Annotated in this window: 20 protein-coding genes; 15 read left to right on the top strand and 5 right to left on the bottom strand. The window is 71.0% G+C overall.

From position 1 onward, the window contains the following. Nucleotides 1-37: 37 nt before the first annotated feature. Nucleotides 38-835, top strand: a complete 798-nt coding sequence (locus QPJ90_RS02955; RefSeq protein WP_290132981.1) for a GntR family transcriptional regulator — start codon at nucleotides 38-40, stop codon at nucleotides 833-835. 98 nt (nucleotides 836-933) lie between these two features. Here the strand turns inward: QPJ90_RS02955 and QPJ90_RS02950 are convergent, their stop codons facing one another. Together QPJ90_RS02950 and QPJ90_RS02945 are read right to left on the bottom strand one after the other, a co-directional pair. After that, nucleotides 934-1386 carry a glucose PTS transporter subunit IIA gene (locus QPJ90_RS02950; RefSeq protein WP_290132980.1) on the bottom strand — a complete coding sequence of 151 codons (453 nt, stop codon included), beginning with the start codon at nucleotides 1384-1386 and terminating at the stop codon, nucleotides 934-936. Next, the gene (locus QPJ90_RS02945; RefSeq protein ID WP_058741885.1) at nucleotides 1383-1619 is read right to left on the bottom strand and encodes a PTS transporter subunit EIIB; all 237 of its coding nucleotides are present in this window, start codon (nucleotides 1617-1619) and stop codon (nucleotides 1383-1385) included. Before QPJ90_RS02945 ends, QPJ90_RS02950 begins: the two co-directional genes overlap by 4 nt. 189 nt (nucleotides 1620-1808) lie before the next feature. On the opposite strand from QPJ90_RS02945, the gene QPJ90_RS02940 reads away from it, so the two are divergent. The 12 genes from QPJ90_RS02940 to QPJ90_RS02885 all read left to right on the top strand — a co-directional run bounded on the left by QPJ90_RS02940 (nucleotide 1809) and on the right by QPJ90_RS02885 (nucleotide 12437). Then, complete coding sequence (locus tag QPJ90_RS02940; protein WP_290132979.1) at nucleotides 1809-3074, top strand: PTS transporter subunit EIIC; 1266 nt, start codon at nucleotides 1809-1811, stop codon at nucleotides 3072-3074. A 140-nt stretch (nucleotides 3075-3214) separates the two neighbouring features. Further along, nucleotides 3215-4126, top strand: coding sequence for a zinc ABC transporter substrate-binding protein (locus QPJ90_RS02935; RefSeq protein WP_290132978.1), 912 nt, complete (start codon nucleotides 3215-3217; stop codon nucleotides 4124-4126). Next, on the top strand, nucleotides 4123-4998 hold the full coding sequence (locus QPJ90_RS02930; RefSeq protein ID WP_290132977.1) for an ATP-binding cassette domain-containing protein: 876 nt from the start codon (nucleotides 4123-4125) through the stop codon (nucleotides 4996-4998). Before QPJ90_RS02935 ends, QPJ90_RS02930 begins: the two co-directional genes overlap by 4 nt. Then, complete coding sequence (locus tag QPJ90_RS02925) at nucleotides 4998-5930, top strand: metal ABC transporter permease (protein WP_290132976.1); 933 nt, start codon at nucleotides 4998-5000, stop codon at nucleotides 5928-5930. The genes QPJ90_RS02930 and QPJ90_RS02925 overlap by 1 nt, the downstream gene beginning before the upstream one ends. After that, the gene (locus QPJ90_RS02920) at nucleotides 5927-6340 is read left to right on the top strand and encodes a transcriptional repressor (RefSeq protein ID WP_290132975.1); all 414 of its coding nucleotides are present in this window, start codon (nucleotides 5927-5929) and stop codon (nucleotides 6338-6340) included. Before QPJ90_RS02925 ends, QPJ90_RS02920 begins: the two co-directional genes overlap by 4 nt. Nucleotides 6341-6350: 10 nt before the next feature. Continuing rightward, nucleotides 6351-7046 (top strand): alpha/beta hydrolase, encoded by a 696-nt coding sequence (locus QPJ90_RS02915; protein WP_290132974.1) that lies wholly within the window; start codon nucleotides 6351-6353, stop codon nucleotides 7044-7046. Between the two features lie 477 nt (nucleotides 7047-7523). Then, entirely contained in the window at nucleotides 7524-7760 is a 237-nt protein-coding gene (gene rpmB, locus QPJ90_RS02910; protein WP_022903747.1) for a 50S ribosomal protein L28, read from the top strand. Next, nucleotides 7760-7930, top strand: a complete 171-nt coding sequence (gene rpmG / locus QPJ90_RS02905) for a 50S ribosomal protein L33 (protein ID WP_022903746.1) — start codon at nucleotides 7760-7762, stop codon at nucleotides 7928-7930. The genes rpmB and rpmG overlap by 1 nt, the downstream gene beginning before the upstream one ends. A gap of 2 nt (nucleotides 7931-7932) precedes the next feature. Next, entirely contained in the window at nucleotides 7933-8238 is a 306-nt protein-coding gene (rpsN, locus tag QPJ90_RS02900) for a 30S ribosomal protein S14 (protein WP_022903745.1), read from the top strand. Nucleotides 8239-8533: 295 nt separating this feature from the next. Beyond that, the gene (locus tag QPJ90_RS02895) at nucleotides 8534-8821 is read left to right on the top strand and encodes an HU family DNA-binding protein (protein WP_022903744.1); all 288 of its coding nucleotides are present in this window, start codon (nucleotides 8534-8536) and stop codon (nucleotides 8819-8821) included. A 152-nt stretch (nucleotides 8822-8973) separates the two neighbouring features. Further along, nucleotides 8974-11136: a cytochrome c oxidase assembly protein gene (locus QPJ90_RS02890; protein ID WP_290132973.1), complete on the top strand. Its 2163-nt coding sequence runs from the start codon at nucleotides 8974-8976 to the stop codon at nucleotides 11134-11136. After that, nucleotides 11133-12437, top strand: coding sequence for a DEAD/DEAH box helicase (locus QPJ90_RS02885; protein WP_290132972.1), 1305 nt, complete (start codon nucleotides 11133-11135; stop codon nucleotides 12435-12437). The genes QPJ90_RS02890 and QPJ90_RS02885 overlap by 4 nt, the downstream gene beginning before the upstream one ends. A 282-nt stretch (nucleotides 12438-12719) precedes the next feature. Here QPJ90_RS02885 and QPJ90_RS02880 read toward each other — a convergent pair whose 3' ends face one another. Then, nucleotides 12720-13202, bottom strand: coding sequence for a DUF4383 domain-containing protein (locus QPJ90_RS02880; RefSeq protein ID WP_290132971.1), 483 nt, complete (start codon nucleotides 13200-13202; stop codon nucleotides 12720-12722). 310 nt (nucleotides 13203-13512) lie between these two features. Here QPJ90_RS02880 and QPJ90_RS02875 point away from each other — a divergent pair, with 310 nt between their 5' ends. Further along, nucleotides 13513-14298, top strand: coding sequence for a phosphatase PAP2 family protein (locus QPJ90_RS02875; protein WP_290132970.1), 786 nt, complete (start codon nucleotides 13513-13515; stop codon nucleotides 14296-14298). Nucleotides 14299-14406: 108 nt separating this feature from the next. On the opposite strand, the gene QPJ90_RS02870 is transcribed toward QPJ90_RS02875, so the two are convergent. Beyond that, a complete protein-coding gene (locus QPJ90_RS02870; protein WP_290132969.1) occupies nucleotides 14407-15849 on the bottom strand; it encodes an ABC transporter permease in 1443 nt (480 codons plus the stop codon). Then, complete coding sequence (locus tag QPJ90_RS02865) at nucleotides 15846-16271, bottom strand: hypothetical protein (RefSeq protein ID WP_290132968.1); 426 nt, start codon at nucleotides 16269-16271, stop codon at nucleotides 15846-15848. Before QPJ90_RS02865 ends, QPJ90_RS02870 begins: the two co-directional genes overlap by 4 nt. A gap of 187 nt (nucleotides 16272-16458) precedes the next feature. On the opposite strand from QPJ90_RS02865, the gene QPJ90_RS02860 reads away from it, so the two are divergent. Then, complete coding sequence (locus tag QPJ90_RS02860; RefSeq protein WP_290132967.1) at nucleotides 16459-17598, top strand: CE1758 family FMN-dependent luciferase-like monooxygenase; 1140 nt, start codon at nucleotides 16459-16461, stop codon at nucleotides 17596-17598. The last annotated feature ends 29 nt before the right edge of the window (nucleotides 17599-17627 follow it).

Genomic DNA, 17627 nt, shown 5'->3' with positions numbered 1-17627 from the left:
TTCCGATGCGGACTCGCTACTGTGATGGGAACTGGTCATGTCCGCGCATGACCACCCCTCGTACCACCAGGACAGCAACGGAGCAGACCGAGCGATGACGACCCGCATCACCGAGGGTGCCGAACCCAAGCACCAGCAGCTGCGGCGCATCCTGCTCGACCTCGCGACCGCGCGGCTCGCTCCCGGCGCGGCGATCCCGTCCGAGCGGCAGCTCATCCAGGAGTACGGCGTCTCGCGGATCACCGTGCGCGAGGCCCTCGGCCAGCTCGTCAACGAGGGTTACCTCGAGCGCGTCCGCGGCAAGGGCACGTTCGTCGCCCACCGGCCCGTGCAGTCGACGCTGCACCTCGCGTCCTTCACGGAGGAGATGCGGGCGCTCGGGCACGTCCCGACCACGGTCGTCCTCGTCCGTGAGGAGCGCGTGCCGCCGACGGACACCGTCGCCGCGCTCCGGCTCGCCGAGGACGAGACCGCGTACCACCTCAAGCGCCTGCGGATGGCGGACGGGGCACCGGTGTCGATCGACGACGCCTGGCTCTCGGCGTCCGCGTTCCCCGGGCTGCTCGACCACGACCTGTCCGGGTCCGTCTACTCCCTCGCGGCGACCGAGTACCGGACGCCGATCGACCGGGCGCAGCAGACCGTGGCGGCGAAGCCGGCGGCCGACGACGTGGCGACGCTGCTCGGCACGAAGACGGGCGCCCCCGTGCTCGAGTTCGACCGGGTGTCGTACTCGGGGGACCGCCCTGTCGAGCACAGTCGCTCGTGGTACCGGTCGGACCGCTACCGCGTGCAGATGGAGGTCACCGCGACGGCGCCGCAGGCGGTCGCGTAGCCGCGCCGGTCGCATCGTGCCCGCGAAGGCGACAGTCTGCCGCCCGGACGGCGGGGCAGACTGTCGCTTTCGCGTGTTCGTCGGAGCTGTACCGCGACCTACGCCTCGAAGAGCGCGTCGCCCTCGCGGACCGTGGTGCCGACGGCGCCCTGCGGTACCGAGTCCGGCGCGGAGCCGAGCACGACGACGGGGCAGATCGGCGAGTAGCCGGCGGCGGAGATCACCGACGGGGTGAACCGGACGACCGGGTCACCCGCCGCGACCGTGTCGCCCTCGGCCGCGAGGAGCTCGAAGCCCTCGCCCGAGAGCTTCACGGTGTCGATGCCGACGTGCACGAGGACGTCCGTGCCGGAGGCGCCCTGCAGTGCGAACGCGTGCGGGTGCAGCTTGACGATCGTGCCGTCGACCGGGGCCACCGCGGTCACCGGCCCCTCGACGCCCGTCGGGTCGACAGCGACCCCGGCGCCGACGAGCTGCCCGGCGAACACCGGGTCCGGCACGTCCGCCAGTGCGACGACCGGACCACCGAACGGCGTGCGGACCGCCGTCACAGCTCGTCCTGGATGTCCTGCGCGAGGTTGTCCGCGATCGGGCCGACGATGACCTGCCAGCCGGTGCCGCCGCCGACGACGGCCTGGGCGCCGGCGGCCTGGAGGGCGGCCTTGTCCACGAGGTCGCCGTCCTCGACCTCGACGCGGAGGCGCGTGATGCAGCCCTCGACCTCGTCGATGTTGTCGGCACCGCCGAGCGCGGCGATGATGTCGGCTGCCTTGATGTCGGCCATCGTTTCCTCCTCGTTAAGGGATCTCGCACCAGGTTGACATGCGTCCGGTCCGGTATCAGACTACGGAACTGGTCATGACCGGACAGGACCGGCCAGGTGTCTCCGCCGAGCGTACCTGCGCCCGGCGGTGCGACTCAAGCCACCCCGAAGCCCCCCCCGCAGCTCCACCCGACGACGAGAGGAACTCCGATGAGCGCCACCACCGCCACGGACGTGCCGGAGAAGAAGACCCCGAAGAAGCAGTCGAAGCTCTTCGCCAACGCGCAGCGCCTCGGGCGGAGCCTGCTCCTGCCGATCGCGGTCATGCCCGCCGCGGGCATCCTGAACCGCATCGGTCAGCCGGACCTCCTCGGCGCGATCCCCGGCTTCGAGACCGGCGCGGGCGTCATCTCCGCCGCAGGTCAGGCGATCTTCACCTGGCTGCCGCTGCTCTTCGCGGTCGGCATCGCGATCGGCTGGGCGAAGAAGTCGGACGGCACCACCGCCCTCGCCGCGGTCGTCGGCTACATGGTCATGTACCAGGTCTTCGCGGTGATGTCGCCGATCGTGCTCGCGGGTGTGAAGGACGCGAACGGGAACCAGGCGACGATCAACTTCGGCGTCCTCGGCGGCATCGTGATGGGTCTCGTCGCCGCGAACCTCTGGACGCGGTTCCACCGGACGAAGATGCCCGACTTCCTCGGGTTCTTCTCGGGGCGGCGTCTCGTCCCCATCCTCACCGCAGCCGCGGGCCTGGTCATCGCGGTCCTCATGTCCTTCGTCTACCGCTACTTCGACATCGCCCTCACGGCCGCTGGCCAGGCCGTCTCGGACAACGCCGTCATCGGTGGCGGCATCTTCGGGTTCGCGAACCGCATGCTGATCCCCGTCGGCCTGCACCAGTTGCTCAACTTCTTCCCGTGGTTCCAGCTCGGCAGCTTCAACGCCAACGGCACGATCTGGCACGGTGACATCGCCCGCTTCCTCAACGGCGACCCGACCGCGGGCATCTTCCAGACCGGCTTCTTCCCGATCATGATGTTCGCCCTGCCGGCCGGTGCCCTCGCCATCTGGCGGAACGCGAAGCCGCAGAACCGCAAGGTCGTCGGCGGCATCATGCTGTCCGCCGCGCTCACCTCGTTCGTGACGGGCATCACCGAACCCCTCGAGTACTCGTTCATGTTCGTGGCGTTCCCGCTCTACGTCATCCACGCGTTCCTGACCGGCACCTCGCTCGCCCTCGTCAACGCGCTCGGCATCCGAGACGGGTTCTCGTTCTCGGCGGGCGCGATCGACTACGTGCTGAACTTCGGCAAGGCGGACGGTGCGATCTGGCTCATCCCGATCGGCCTCGGCTACGCGGTGATCTACTACTTCCTGTTCTCGTTCGTGATCAAGAAGTGGAACCTCCGCACGCCCGGCCGCGAGGAGGACACGATCGCCGAGAACACGATCGACGCGGCCACCAAGGCGTAGCTCGGTCGCTCCGCGACGCGACCGACCGACGGACTGGAGGCGCGGTGCCAGCCGGCACCGCGCCTCCAGTCCGTTGTCTGACCGTTCGCTCACGCGACTGATTTTGACAACCGTTATCAAGAAGCGGTAGCGTCGAGGTCATGCAGCAGCGTCTCCTCGCCCTCCCGCTCATCGCCGGCGCCGCCGCGCTCGCCCTGTCGGGCTGCGCGACCAGCTCCGCCTCCGGCAACGGGAGCTCGGACGGCACCATCCGGGTGGTCGCGTCGACCAACGTGTACGGCTCGCTCGTCCAGGCCGTCGGCGGCGACGACGTGTCGGTGACGAGCATCCTCGACGACCCCTCCCAGGACCCGCACTCGTTCGAGTCGAGCGCGAAGACGCAGCTCGCGGTGTCGAAGGCCGACCTCCTCATCGAGAACGGCGGCGGGTACGACGACTTCATGACCACCCTCGCAGACGCCTCGAACACGAAGGCCGACACGATCAACGTGGTGAAGCTCTCCGGGCTCGACAAGGGCGGCGACGCCGAGTTCAACGAGCACGTGTTCTACGACTACCCGACGATGGTGAAGCTGGTGGACGACGTCGCCACCCGCCTGGGCGACCTCGACAGCTCGGGCAAGAGCACGTTCGAGGCCAACGCGAAGACCCTCACCGGCAAGCTCGACCAACTCGAGTCGCAGACCGCGTCGCTCAAGACGCAGTACGACGGGGAGAAGGTCGCGTACACCGAGCCGGTCCCGGGCTACCTCTTCGACGCGATCGGCCTCGACAACGTCACCCCGGAGAAGTTCTCCGAGGCGATCGAGGAGGGCGACGACGTGCCGCCGGCCGCCCTCAACGACACGCTCAAGCTGTTCAGCAGCAAAACCGTGAAGCTCCTCGCCTACAACGAGCAGACGTCGAGCGCGGAGACCGAGCAGGTCAAGCAGGCCGCCGAGAAGGCCGGTGTCCCGGTGGTCGGTGTCACGGAGACCCTCCCGAAGGGGGATGATTACGTCTCGTGGCAGCAGGCGAACATCGACGAGGTGAAGGCGGCGCTGGCGAAGTGACCGTCCAGGCCCCCGAACGGACCGCCGCTGCACCACGCAGCGGCGGTTCCGCCGTGCTCACGCTCCGCGACGCCGGGCTCTCCTACGGCTCGCGGAAGCTCTGGGACGGCCTCGACCTCGACGTCGCGCCGGGGGAGTTCGTCGCGGTCCTCGGACCGAACGGCGCCGGCAAGACCTCGCTGCTCCGGACCGTCCTCGGCCAACAGGCGCTGACGAGCGGCAGCATGACGTTCCTCGGCCAGCCCGTCCGCCGCGGTCACCGTCGCATCGGCTACATCCCGCAGCAGCGGCTGATGGAGGCGGGGACGCCGCTCCGCGCCCGGGACATGGTCGCGCAGGGCGTCACGGGGCACCGGTGGGGCGTCCGTGCGGCGTCCCGTGCCGACCGTGCCCGGGTCGACCGGATCCTCGACGAGGTCGGCGCGACGGCGTTCGCGGACGCCCCGGTCGCCGAGCTGTCCGGTGGCGAGCAGCAGCGCACCCGCGTCGGGCAGGCGATCGCGGCCGACCCCGCGCTCCTGCTCTGCGACGAGCCGCTCATCTCGCTCGACCTCCGGCACCAGCGCGGCGTGACCGAGCTCATCGACCGCCAGCGCCGACAGCAGGGCGCCGCGGTGCTGTTCGTCACGCACGACGTCAACCCGATCCTCGACGTCGTCGACCGGGTGCTCTACATCGCCGGCGGCCGCTTCCGGATCGGTGCCCCCGACGAGGTCCTCCGCACCGACGTGCTGAGCGACCTGTACGGCACACCCGTCGACGTCGTGCGCACCATGGGACGCATCGTGATCGTCGGCGCGAACGAGGCCGCGCACGACCACCACTGCGACCCGGACCCGCACGCGCCGACGACGGACGAGGGGCGGATCTGATGGACGTGTGGTCGCAGGTCTTCTCCTTCCAGGACTACGGCGAGCTCCTCGTGCTCGTGCAGAACTCGATCTGGGCGGGCGCGGTGCTCGGCATCGTCGGCGGACTCATCGGTCCCTTCGTCGTCGCCCGGAACATGCCGTTCGCGGTGCACGGCATCTCGGAGCTCTCGTTCGCCGGTGCCTCGGCGTCGCTGCTCCTCGGGGTGAACGTCGTCACCGGATCGCTCGTCGGGTCGGTGATCGCGGCGCTGCTCATCGGCGTGCTCGGGTCCCGGGCGCGGGAGCGCAACTCGATCATCGCGGTGCTCATGCCGTTCGGCCTCGGGCTCGGCATCCTCTGCCTCGCGCTCTACAAGGGTCGCGCGGCGAACAAGTTCGGCCTGCTCACGGGCCAGATCGTCTCGGTCGACAACCCCCAGCTGACGTTCCTGATCGTCATCGCGGCCATCGTCGTCGCCACGCTGCTGGTGATCTGGCGCCCGCTGATGTTCTCCTCCGTGGACCCGGACGTGGCGGCCGCGGCCGGGGTCCCGGTGCGGACGCTCGCGATCGTGTTCATGCTCGCGCTCGGCCTCGCCACCGCGGTGTCGGTGCAGATCGTCGGGGCGCTGCTCGTGCTCTCCCTGCTCGTCACCCCGGCCGCCGCCGCGCTCCGTCTGAGCTCGCACCCGGTCGTCGTGCCCGTCCTGTCGACGGTGTTCGCCGTGACGAGCGTCGTCGGTGGCATCCTGCTCGCCCTCGGCGGAGGCCTGCCGATCAGCCCCTACGTGACGACCATCTCGTTCGCGATCTGGGTGGTGTGCCGGATCGTCGGAGCGCGGAAGGACAAGCGCGGACGCGACCGCGTCGCACGACGCGAGCGGACCGGCGGAGGTGATCCGGGCCTCCGGTCAGGTGCCGGAGCAGCAGCGAAGATCGGAGTCAGCGCGTGAACGCCGTGCAGAAGCCCAAGCGGAACACCTGGCAGCGTGAGGCCGTCCGCGGCGCGCTCGACTCGACCGAGGGGTTCGTGAGCGCGCAGGCGCTCCACCAGCACCTCCGTGAGGGTGGCTCCACGATCGGCCTCGCGACCGTCTACCGGGCGTTGGCCGACCTGGCGTCCGATGGGGACGCTGACTCGCTGCAGCAGGACGGCGAGTCGCTCTACCGTGCCTGCACGACCGCCGAGCACCACCACCACCTCATCTGCCGGAACTGCGGGCGGACCGTCGAGATCGAGGCGGACCCGGTCGAGCGGTGGGCGCAGGAGGTGGCAGCGCAGCACGGGTTCACGAACGCGAGCCACGTCGTGGACATCTTCGGCGAGTGCGCGGCGTGCACCGCGGCGCGTTCTGAGGCGTAGCCTGCGCGGCATGCACGTGATCCTGGTGCCCGGGTTCTGGCTCGACGCGAGTGCGTGGGACGACGTCGCTCCGGTGCTGGTCGAGGCCGGCCACTCGGTGCAGGCCGTGACCCGCGCGGGCGACTCGCTCGACGAACAGGTGGCGTCGCTCGTCGCGGTGCTCGACGAGGTCGCGACGGCTGACGAGCCGGTCGTGCTCGCGGGGCACTCCGGCGCCGGGCCGATCGCGTACATGGCTGCGGACCAGCGGCCGTCGCTCGTGGCGCACCTGCTCTACGTCGACACGTTCCCCGGCCCGGAGGGTGGCTGCGTCAACGACGAGCTGCCCGTGGTCGACGGGGTCGTGCCGCTGCCGTCGTGGGACGTCTGGGAGGCCTCGACCCTCCGCGGCATGACCGACGAGGTGCGCGCTCGGTTCGAGCGCGTCGCGATCCCCGAGCCGGCGTCGGTGCCCTCCGACCCCTTCCACTACAGCGACCCGGCGCGGCACGCGATCCCCGCGACGGTGATCTCGTGCGAGATCCCGGCGGCCGACCTGGCGCAGATGGTCAACGACCACCAGGCGTGGGCGGCCGAGCTCGTGGCGACGGAGGAGCTCACGATCGTGGGACTCGACACGGGGCACTGGCCGATGTTCACGGCGCCGCGGGAGCTCGGCGAGCTCATGGTGCAGGCGCTCGCGCCGAAGCCGACCGACGGGCCGTAGGGCGCGGGGCGCGGGGGCGGCGGCGCGCGCGGTGTCGGTGTTGGTGTCGGTGTCGGGTCTTGGTCGCTCGACATGCCGCCTGCGTCCTGCGGTGGTCGCAGGAAGTGTCGCTCGGGCGGAACGTGAGCGGCACGTCGTGCGACCAAGCGCCCCGACGCGCGGCGGGCCGCAGCCTGCGCGCCGGACCCGCACCGTGCCTCCAGGCCGACCCGGACCCACCCGCTCCGGCTTGCGACACGCCCGACGCTCGCGTAACGTAGACCCCTGGTCCTCCGCGCCCGCGCGGAGAACAGCTCGTTCCAAGCCCTCCGACCGTCGCGAATGCCGCGGTCGCGCGGTGTCCGCCGGCCCTTCGACAGGGTCATCGGGCCTGGGCGGTGCGCACAACCCCCTCGCCGGTCCCCGGACCAGCGCGTGCGCACCAGGCAAGTGACCTTGGGTGCGGTCGTCCGACCGCACGGTACTCAGGAGGAAACCATGGCAGCAGTGTGCCAGGTGACCGGCGCCACCCCCGGCTTCGGTCACAACATCTCGCACTCGCACCGCCGGACGAAGCGCCGCTTCGACCCGAACGTGCAGAAGAAGACGTACTACGTGCCCTCGCTTCGTCGTAACGTCACGCTCACGCTCAGCGCAAAGGGCATCAAGGTGATCGACGCACGCGGCATCGAGTCCGTCGTCAAGGATCTCCTCGCCCGTGGGGAGAAGATCTGATGGCGAAAAAGGGTCAGGACATCCGTCCGATCATCAAGCTCCGCTCCACGGCGGGGACCGGGTTCACGTACGTGACCAAGAAGAACCGTCGGAACAACCCCGACCGTCTCGTGCTCAAGAAGTACGACCCGGTGGTCCGCAAGCACGTCGACTTCCGTGAGGAGCGCTAAGCATGGCGAAGAAGAGCAAGATCGCGAAGAACAACCAGCGCGCCGAGGTCATCGCGCGCTACGCCGAGCGTCGCCTCGAGCTGAAGAAGGCCCTCGTGGACCCGAACGGTACCGACGAGTCGCGTGAGGCCGCCCGCGTCGGCCTGCAGAAGCTCCCGCGCGACGCGTCGCCGGTGCGCTACCGCAACCGCGACGCCATCGACGGTCGCCCCCGTGGCCACCTCGGTGAGTACGGCATCAGCCGTGTCCGCTTCCGCGACATGGCCCACCGTGGCGAGCTCCCCGGCATCACGAAGAGCTCCTGGTAAGCATCCGCTTCCCGTCGAACGCCCCGTCACCTGTTGGTGGCGGGGCGTTCGTGCTCCCTCGGCGGGGCGTTCGTGCTCCGTGGGCGGGGCGCCGGTGTTCGCTCGGTACGGGCTGTGAGCGGGGTACACGGACCGTCACATCGGTCACATCTGCCCCGCCAGACCCGCGACAGGCCCGGAAATCCGGGCGAGTCGGCCGGAAACGCCCTGGGTGGCTGGTAGGTTCGACCCCGGTTCCACGGGCATCGCGCCTGATGGCCCGACCGATACCGAAGAAGTCCGAGGAGGACATCCAATGGCTGACAAGTCCCTGAACCGTACCGAGCTCGTCGCTGCCGTCGCGCAGGAGTCCGGCCAGAGCCAGGCCACCGTGAACGGCGTCGTCGACGCGCTGTTCAGCGTCGTCTCGAGCTCGGTTGCCGACGGCACCAAGGTCACGATCCCCGGCTGGATCGCCTTCGAGAAGACCCACCGCGCCGCCCGCACCGGCCGCAACCCGCAGACGGGTGAGGCCATCGAGATCGCCGCGAGCGACTCGGTCAAGGTCAGCGCCGGCTCGAAGCTGAAGGCTGCTGTCAAGTAGGACGGTTCTGCTGGTGGGAGGGACGGCTGCGGCCGTCCCTTTCGCATGTCCGGGTGGCTGTCCACCCTCCACCGGCCCGGAGGCGCGGATCACCACCCACAGGTCGCCCCGGCGGATTCTGTGGCCGGGTGGGCAACGCCTAGGCTTGACGGGTGAACCGGATCGCGCGCACCATCGGCCCCGCCGTGCTGCTGCTCGCCGCGTTCTTCTCGCTGCTGGTCGCGCTGGTGATCGGTGGCGGAGCGAACCCCGCGCTCATCGCCGACCCGGGTGCCGTCGTGCGCTTCGGGCTGCCGATCGCCCGGGTCGTGGTCGACCTCTCCGCAGCAGCGACGATCGGTGGGCTCGCCCTCGCGACCGTCGGCTTCTCGCGCACCGCGCCGGAGTGGGACCGCGCGATCGACGTCGCCGCCGCTGCCGCCGGACTCTGGACGGTGTCGAGCGTCGTCACGACGTTCTTCACGTTCCTCAGCGTCGCCGGGTCGCAGGTCTCGCTCGACGAGCAGTTCGGGCAGTCGATGGGGGTGTTCCTCACCGGCACGGACCTCGGGCTCGCGTGGCTCGTGACCGTCCTCGTCGCGGCGTCGGTCACCGTGCTCTGCTTCGCCGTGCGGGCGCGGGGCATGGTCGCCCTGACCGCCGGGGTCGCGATGATCGGCCTCGTCCCGCTCGCGCAGCAGGGGCACGCCGCCGGCACCGCGAGCCACGACGCCGCGGTCACCGCGCTCGGGCTGCACCTCGTCGGCGCTGCGCTGTGGGTCGGCGGGCTCGTGATGGTCGTCCTCGTCCGGCCGGTCCTCGGTGGCGAGCGGCTCCCGCTCGTCATCGGCCGCTACTCGAGCATCGCGCTCGGGTGCGTCGTGCTCGTGGCGGTGTCCGGGGTCGCGTCCGCGCAGATCCGCGTCGGCGCGTTCTCGAACCTCGCGACGCCGTACGGCGTCCTCGTGCTCGTGAAGGTCGGCGCGATCGTCGCGATGGGTGTCCTCGGAGCGGTGCAGCGCCGTCGGGCCATCCGATCGCTCACCGAACGCCCGGGCAGCGGCCGGACCTTCTGGGCGCTCATCGTCACCGAGCTCGCGGTGATGGGCGTCGCGTCGGGGTTCGCCGCGGCACTCGGACGGACCGCGACCCCGACGGACCAGATCGCGCTGAGCAAGACGACGGACCCGACACCGGCCGAGCTCCTCACGGACGACCCGCTCCCGCACGCTCCGGGGTCGTGGGGCTGGCTGACCGCGTGGAACATCGACCTCTTCTGGCTCATGGCGGCCGTCCTGCTCGCCGCGACGTACGCAGCCGGGGTCGTGCGGCTGCGTCGTCGCGGGGAACCCTGGCCCGTCCGGCGCTCGGTCGCCGCGGGCATCGCCGTCGTGTGCCTCGTGGTCGCGACCTCGGGCTCGCTCCACACCTACGACCGCTTCCTCGTCTCCGCGAACGTCGGCGCCCACGTGCTGCTCGGACTCGTCGTCCCGGCGCTCGCCTGGGCGGCCGCGCCCGTGCAGCTGATCCGGGCGGCGGTGCACCAGCGACGCGACGGCAGCACCGGCGTCCGCGAGTGGACCGACCTCCTCGTCGACAACGCCGTCGTGCGCTACCTCGTCCAGCCGTTCCCGGCGTTCCTGCTCCTCGCCGCCGTGTGGTGGGCGTACGCCGCGACGCAGGTCCTGCGGTGGTCGGTGAGCGACTCCACCGGTCGCACCGTGATCGACGTGGTCTTCCTGCTCGTCGGGCTGCTCGCACTGCCCGGCCTGCTGACCCCCGTCGCAGCCGGTGCACGGCGCGCGTCGACGTCGGCCGCCGTCGTGCGGATCATCGGTGCCGTCGTGGTCGCAGCGGGTCTCGTCTCGCTCGGCATCGCGGTGCAGGGGCCGCTCGGGCTCCTGCAGGCGTCCTGGTTCGGGGCGATGGGCCGGACGTGGGGGCCCGACCCGTACGCGGACCAGGCGCGTGCCGGCACGCTGCTCGTGGCGTCCGGGGTCGCGGTCGTGGTGCTCGTCGTCGTGGTGGTGCTCGTCCGGCTGCGGCGGGACCGGGCCGCGACGGACGCCGAGGTCGGGGCGTCGGTCCCGTCGATCGTGCACGACGGGGCGGCCGGGTCGAACCTCGGAGCCGACGTCGCGCCGGGCGATCGCGGGGTTCGACGTCGGGACCGAGGTTCGACGTCGAGCCGCGTCGCAGACCCCGAGGACGACTTCGACGACGTGAGCGATGACGGCGAGGCCGCCCGGGCCGGCCACGCCGACGAGGCGGGTGCGGAGGCGAGGGCGACCCGTGCCTCCCGGCCGAGCAGCGACCACGGGGCGGACGCGCCGTGACCGTCGAGCTCAGCGCCGAACAGCGCGCGGTCTTCGACTACATCGAGCACACGCGCGACCACGTGTTCATCACCGGCCGCGCAGGGACCGGCAAGTCGACGCTGCTGAACCACCTGTCCTGGCACACCGAGAAGCAGGTCGTGATCTGCGCGCCGACCGGTGTCGCTGCGCTGAACGTCGGGGGGCAGACGATCCACTCGCTGTTCCGGCTCCCGATCGGGCTCATCGCCGACGCCGAGCTCCGGCAGGGGCCGGACACCCGCAAGCTCCTCAACACGATCGACACCCTCGTGATCGACGAGGTCTCGATGGTGAACGCCGACCTCCTCGACGCGATGGACCGCTCGCTCCGGAAGGCGCGCGGTCGGCAGTTCGAGGCGTTCGGCGGCGTGCAGGTCGTCATGTTCGGCGACCCGTACCAGCTCCCGCCGGTGCCGGGCGACGGGGACGAGCGCGCGTACTTCACCGACCACTACCGCTCGATGTGGTTCTTCGACGCGAAGGTCTGGCTCGAGGCCGAGCTCCACATCGTCGAACTCGCGACCGTGCACCGGCAGCGCGACGACGCCTTCGCCGCGATGCTGACCGCCGTGCGGCACGGGCGGGTGACGGCGGACATCGCCGGACAGCTCAACACCGCGGGGGCGCGGCCGGCGCCCGACGACGCGATCACCCTCGCGACGCGGAACGACACCGTGGCGCGGATCAACAAGGCGGCGCTCGATCGACTGCCCGGGAAGGTGAAGACCGCGCGGGCCGACGTCAACGGCGACTTCGGTGGGCGGAACTTCCCCGCGGACGAGGCCCTCGAGCTGAAGCCCGGGGCCCACGTGATGTTCCTCCGCAACGACCCCGACCAGCGCTGGGTGAACGGGACCCTCGGCGTCGTGACGACCATCCGTGACACCGTGTGGGTCGACGTCGACGGGGAGTCCTTCGAGGTCCAGCCGTCCGTGTGGGAGAAGTTCAAGTACTCCTACGACCCGGACAAGAAGGAGCTCAAGAAGGACACCGTGGGGGAGTTCCAGCAGTTCCCGCTCCGGCTGGCCTGGGCGGTGACGATCCACAAGTCGCAGGGCAGCACCTACGACCGCGCCGTGGTGGACCTCGGGAACCGGGTGTTCAGTGCCGGCCAGACGTACGTCGCGCTGTCGCGGCTGACCTCCCTCGAGGGGCTGTACCTGACGAGACCCCTGCGTCCGCAGGACATCATCGTGGACCTCGACGTCCGACGGTTCATGTCCGAGGCGCCGCGCGTGGTCGCGACCGAGCTCGAGGCGCCGAAGCCGGCCGACGGCTGACGGCTGACGGCTGACGGCGCGCGCCCGTGGGACGCGCCCGGTGCGCGCATACGGGCCGCGCCCGGCGCGCGCACACGGGACGCGCCCGGTGCGGTCCGCGCTCCGGCGCCCGGTGCGGTCCGCGTTCGCACAACCGAAGTCCGTCCGAACCACCCCGATCCGTGGTGCGGATCGACTTTGGTTGTGCGCAGCCGCAGCCGCAGCCCCAGCCGCAGCCGCGCGCCCCCGACGACGACGCCCCGCCGACCTCGAGGGTCGGCGGGGCGTCAGGAGTGCGGAGCGTCAGCCGTGGGCGGCCTCGGCACGCAGCGCGTCGAGGTTGTCGCGGTCGGCGCGGAGCGCGCGGAGGTTCTCGCGGTCGGCAGCGAGTGCCGTGACGAGCAGCACGAAGCCGACGATCGCGTTGAAGCCGTTGTCGACCGTGTTCAGCGCGAACACGTTGGCCGAGGTGTTCATGAACAGGAAGCCGTAGAGCGCGAGCACGAGCAGCACGACGCCCGCGACGAGGTTCAGGTTGCGCGACCCGATGGTGGTGCCGAGGCCACCGATGAGCATCGCGGCGGCGAGGAGCGTCCAGACGAGGCACAGCGCGGGGTTCACGAGGAACACGCCCCAGAGGTAGCCGCCGTCGTTGCCGAAGAAGGCGTGGCCACCCTCACCAGCGAAGAAGAAGCCCAGGATGCCCCAGAGCGCCAGGATCGCGCCGACGGTCAGGGCCAGGCCCCGGTTCGGAGAAGCGGTGATGCCCGGTTCCTTGACTGCCACTTCGGTTTCCTCCTCGTACACGGCGGGCGACGAGTACGCCAGCGCGTTGCCAGCAGGCCGTCGTTCCGCCGCGTTCCCAGCGTTCGACCTGCTCGTCAACGGTATCGTGTCGGACCCCGACCGACCGAATCGGACGGCCTGCCCGCCCCCGTCCGCTGGACGCCCGCGGAAGCGGCCGACGAGCCGGACGACGACCCCTGCCAGCAGTACCCCGAGGAGGACCAGACCGGTGACGCGAACACCTGTGCCAGGCCCAGTCGTCTCGCGGCGGGGACGGTGGGCGCTGCTCGCGGTTCTCGGGTTCGTGATCGTGCCTCTCGTGTACGCGGTCGCCGTCCTGACGCCGCTCGGTCAGCGGGCGGAGGACGCCGCACTCGGCGGCGTCCGGGAGTCCGACCTGTTCGGGTCGGACACGGCACTCAACGTGATCTCGGTGCCGGTGATCCTGTTGCTCGTCGTCGTGATGGTCGCCGTCGCGTTCGCCCGGCGACGCCTGGCGGTGGGGCTCGGAGCCGGTGTCGTCGTGCTCGCGTCGGCAGCGACCTCGACGCTCGTCAAACATATCGCCGTGCGCCCGGAGATCGCCCAGTCGACGACGCCGAACTCGTTCCCGTCGGGGCACGCGACGATCGCCCTGGCCGCACTGTTCGGCGTGCTGATGGTCACGCCGAGGCGCTTCCGGCCCGTCGTCACCCTCGTCGGCGCCGCGTACGCCGTCTTCGTCGCGAACCAGACCGTCGTCTACGGCTGGCACCGGGTGAGCGACATCGTGGGTGCCTCGGCGATCGCGCTCTTCTGGGTCGGCGTCGTCCGTGCCGTCGGGCCTCGGGTGGACCGGGGCGAGCGTGGCGACCGTGACGGACGACGCGGCCCCCGGCGGGTCGTGAGCGCGGTGCTGCTCATCGCCACCGGACTCGCGCTCGCGGTCGGCATCGCGGCGCTCGTCGTCGGGGTGTCCGGCGCGGCACACGACCACGCAGCGATGCTCGTCGCGGGCCGGCTGGCATCGAGCGTCAGCATCCTCGCCGTCATCGCTGCGGTGTGGTTCGCGGACGGGATGCACACCGCGCCCCGCACCGACGCCCCGTTCTCCTAGCGCTCGCGATCGTCACTGCTGTGGCGCGAGTCCGAGGTGTTGCGCGCGCGGACCCTCGAGGACGACGCCTGACCCGACAGTGCGCGGCCGGTGTCACGCTGAGCACGCTCACTCGTACCGCAGCGCGGCGACCGGTGCACTCCGCACCGCGCGGGCGGCCGGGCCGACGGCGGCGGAGAGCCCGGTGACCACCGCGCCGGCGACCACGGTCACGATCACCCACGCGGGGACGACCGGGGTGATCAGCTGCGCCTCCGGGGTCGCCCCGAGGAGCGTGTACGCACCGGACCAGCCGTACGCGGTGCCGAGCAGCACGCCGAGCAGGACGGCGACGGCGATGGTCATGGCCGTCTCGGTCAGCACGAGCGCCCGGACCTGTCGCCGCGACGTCCCGATGACCCGCAGCAACCCGAGCTCCCGCGTGCGCTGGGCGATCGTGAGCGCGGTCACGACGACCACCCCGGCGGCGGCGATGACGCCCGCGGCACCGGTCAGGCTCGCGAACAGCACCGCGAGCTGGTCGAACTGCTCCTCGATGTCGCGGTAGTACACTGGGTCGGCCGCGGACTGCTGCTGGAGCATCCGCGCGTAGGTCCCGAAGCCGACCGCGAAGGTCACCATCAGGGTCACCGCGATGAGGAGCCCGACGGTCGCCCGGGCCGTCCGACGGGGGGACCGCAGTGAGTTCCGCGCGGCCATCGCCCCGATGACGCTCCGGGAGGCGCCGGCCGCGACGAGTCGGATCGTCGCGGGCACGAGCACGGGGGTGGCGATGACCACTCCGGTGAAGGACACGGCTCCGGCCGCGACGGCGAGGAGCAGCGCACTCACACTCGTCGCACCGAGCACGATCGCGGCTCCGATCCCCGCAGCACCGACCACGAAGAGCGCCGAGGCGACGAGCCAGCGCGATCGTGCGCCCGAGCCCTCGGGCACGCTCTCCTCGGCGGCGGCGTCGAGGGCACGCAGCGGTGGGATCGTCAGCACCGCACGGGATCCGAGCCGGTACGCGGCCGTGGTGATCGCGGCGACCAGGACGGTCACCGGGACGACGGCGACCGGCAGGAGCAGGCCGACCCCCGGCAGGACCGTAGCGACGGCGGCGAGTGCCAGCGCACCGTTCGCGACCACGACGCCGAGCACGGCTCCGACGACCGAGCCGACGACCCCGGCGACGAGGCCCGAGCGCGTGATCTGGCTCCGCAGCTGCGCACCCGTCGCCCCGAGCACGCGCTGCAGGGCGAGGCTCCTGGTCCGGCCCGCGATGACGGTCGCGCACGTGTTCGAGGCGACGACGGCGCTGACGTACAGCGCGATCCCGACGAAGACCCACGCGACCACGGGCAGGATCATCGCGACGGTGGCGGACTGGCCGGTGCGCTCGCCGAGTTCGACGACGCGTTCGGCGGCGGCCGAGCCCGTGACGACGAGCGTGCCGAGCCCGGTGGACAGCGCCGCGACGCCGAGCGTGGCACGGTCGTCGCGCAGCGACAGCGGCGACCGACCGGATGACCGGCGACGGACCCCGTCACGGTGTCGTGACGAGGTCACTTCCCGTCCTCCGTGTTGGGCGTCCACGCGAGCCAGCGGGTGCCCCTCGAGGTCATCGACCACGCGCCGCACTTCGTGACCTCCTGTGCGGCGTAGGGATCCGGAGCCTCGTCGAAGGTGAGCGACGGAGCGGACATGCGGGGTACCTGCTCACAGCGATCGGCGGTGACGCCGTCCTCCGTGGTGAAGAGCATGCTCTTCGGCGCCGTTGCCGGGTCGGAGCTCTTCGTCCCGACGACGGTCGAGATGTCGGTCGCGTCCGCCGGGAGCCAGCTCGGAGCGTCCCGGAGATCCGCACGACCGTCTGCGTGCGACCTCGCCTCGCCGTGCGCGGCGTCGGAGAACTGCGCGCAGCCGCTGAGGCCGAGGGCCCCTGCCGTGACAGCGCCCAGTGCGAGGACCTTCGTGATCAAGGAGTGCACGGGAGCCCTTTCCGTCGAGGTTCGCTTCCATGCTGCCGAGGCCGCCGGCATGTCACATCCCACTGCGGGATGACCTGCGTCGGTCCTGCAGATGACAGCGTCGACCTGGCGGGAATGGACGGGCGTGCGCTACGTTGTACCCAGCAAGTCGATGCAAACGTATCGAAATGGCGAAGGGCAGCACACCATGCAGTTCGGGATCTTCACGGTCAGCGACGTCACGACCGACCCCACCACCGGGACGACCCCGGACGACACCCAGCGGGTGAAGGACATCCTCACGATCGCCGAGCACGCGGACCAGGCCGGTCTCGACGTCTTCGCGACGGGCGAGCACCACAACCCGCCGTTCGTCGCGTCGAGTCCGACCACGATGCTCGGCTACCTCGCCGGACGGACGAAGCACATCACGCTCTCGACCTCGACGACCCTCATCACGACGAACGACCCCGTGCGCATCGCTGAGGAGTACGCGATGCTCCAGGTCATCTCCGACGGCCGCATGGACCTCATGATGGGCCGCGGCAACACCGGCCCCGTCTACCCGTGGTTCGGGCAGGACATCCGGCAGGGTGTCAACCTGGCGATCGAGAACTACGCCCTCGTCCGCCAGCTCTGGGAGAACGACGTCGTCAACTGGCAGGGCAAGTTCCGCACCCCGCTGCAGGGCTTCACCTCCACGCCGCGTCCGCTCGACGGCGTCCCGCCCTTCGTCTGGCACGGCTCGATCCGCACGCCCGAGATCGCCGAGCAGGCCGCGTACTACGGCGACGGCTTCCTCCACAACAACATCTTCTGGCCGATCCAGCACACCGAGCAGATGGTCGGGCTCTACCGCCAGCGCTTCGAGCACTACGGGCACGGTCGGGCCGACCAGGCGATCGTCGGGCTCGGCGGGCAGTTCTTCGCCCGGAAGAACTCGCAGGACGCGGTCGACGAGTTCCGCCCGTTCTTCGACAACGCCCCGGTCTACGGTCACGGGCCCTCGATGGAGGACTTCACCACGCAGACCCCGCTCACGGTCGGTTCCCCCCAGCAGGTCATCGACCGGTACGCGACGATGAAGGACCACGTCGGGCACTACCAGCGCCAGCTGTTCCTGGTCGACCACGCCGGCCTGCCGCTGAAGACGGTCCTCGAGCAGATCGACATCCTCGCGGAGGACATCGTCCCCGAGCTGCGCAGGATCAACGACGAGGGGCGCCCGGCCGACGTGCCGTCCGACCCGCCGTCGCACGCGGACCGCGTGGCGGCAGCCATGGCCGCCGGCACGGCGGGCAGTGACCACGTCGCCGCCGAGGACGAGTGGACGGGCGCGTCCGTCTGACGACGTGACCCTGAAACCGACGGGAGGCG

It is taken from the genome of Curtobacterium sp. 458, from assembly GCF_030406605.1.
Taxonomy (GTDB): domain Bacteria; phylum Actinomycetota; class Actinomycetes; order Actinomycetales; family Microbacteriaceae; genus Curtobacterium.
This window is presented reverse-complemented; position numbering and strand designations above follow the sequence as displayed.

What these genes read in the sequence shown, in the direction of transcription:
- QPJ90_RS02955 (WP_290132981.1), top strand. Translation starts at nt 38, where the DNA reads ATGTCCGCGCATGACCACCCCTCGTACCACCAGGACAGCAACGGAGCA.
- QPJ90_RS02945 (WP_058741885.1), bottom strand. Translation starts at nt 1,619, where the DNA reads ATGGCCGACATCAAGGCAGCCGACATCATCGCCGCGCTCGGCGGTGCC.
- QPJ90_RS02940 (WP_290132979.1), top strand. Translation starts at nt 1,809, where the DNA reads ATGAGCGCCACCACCGCCACGGACGTGCCGGAGAAGAAGACCCCGAAG.
- QPJ90_RS02935 (WP_290132978.1), top strand. Translation starts at nt 3,215, where the DNA reads ATGCAGCAGCGTCTCCTCGCCCTCCCGCTCATCGCCGGCGCCGCCGCG.
- QPJ90_RS02925 (WP_290132976.1), top strand. Translation starts at nt 4,998, where the DNA reads ATGGACGTGTGGTCGCAGGTCTTCTCCTTCCAGGACTACGGCGAGCTC.
- QPJ90_RS02915 (WP_290132974.1), top strand. Translation starts at nt 6,351, where the DNA reads ATGCACGTGATCCTGGTGCCCGGGTTCTGGCTCGACGCGAGTGCGTGG.
- rpmB (WP_022903747.1), top strand. Translation starts at nt 7,524, where the DNA reads ATGGCAGCAGTGTGCCAGGTGACCGGCGCCACCCCCGGCTTCGGTCAC.
- rpmG (WP_022903746.1), top strand. Translation starts at nt 7,760, where the DNA reads ATGGCGAAAAAGGGTCAGGACATCCGTCCGATCATCAAGCTCCGCTCC.
- rpsN (WP_022903745.1), top strand. Translation starts at nt 7,933, where the DNA reads ATGGCGAAGAAGAGCAAGATCGCGAAGAACAACCAGCGCGCCGAGGTC.
- QPJ90_RS02895 (WP_022903744.1), top strand. Translation starts at nt 8,534, where the DNA reads ATGGCTGACAAGTCCCTGAACCGTACCGAGCTCGTCGCTGCCGTCGCG.
- QPJ90_RS02860 (WP_290132967.1), top strand. Translation starts at nt 16,459, where the DNA reads ATGCAGTTCGGGATCTTCACGGTCAGCGACGTCACGACCGACCCCACC.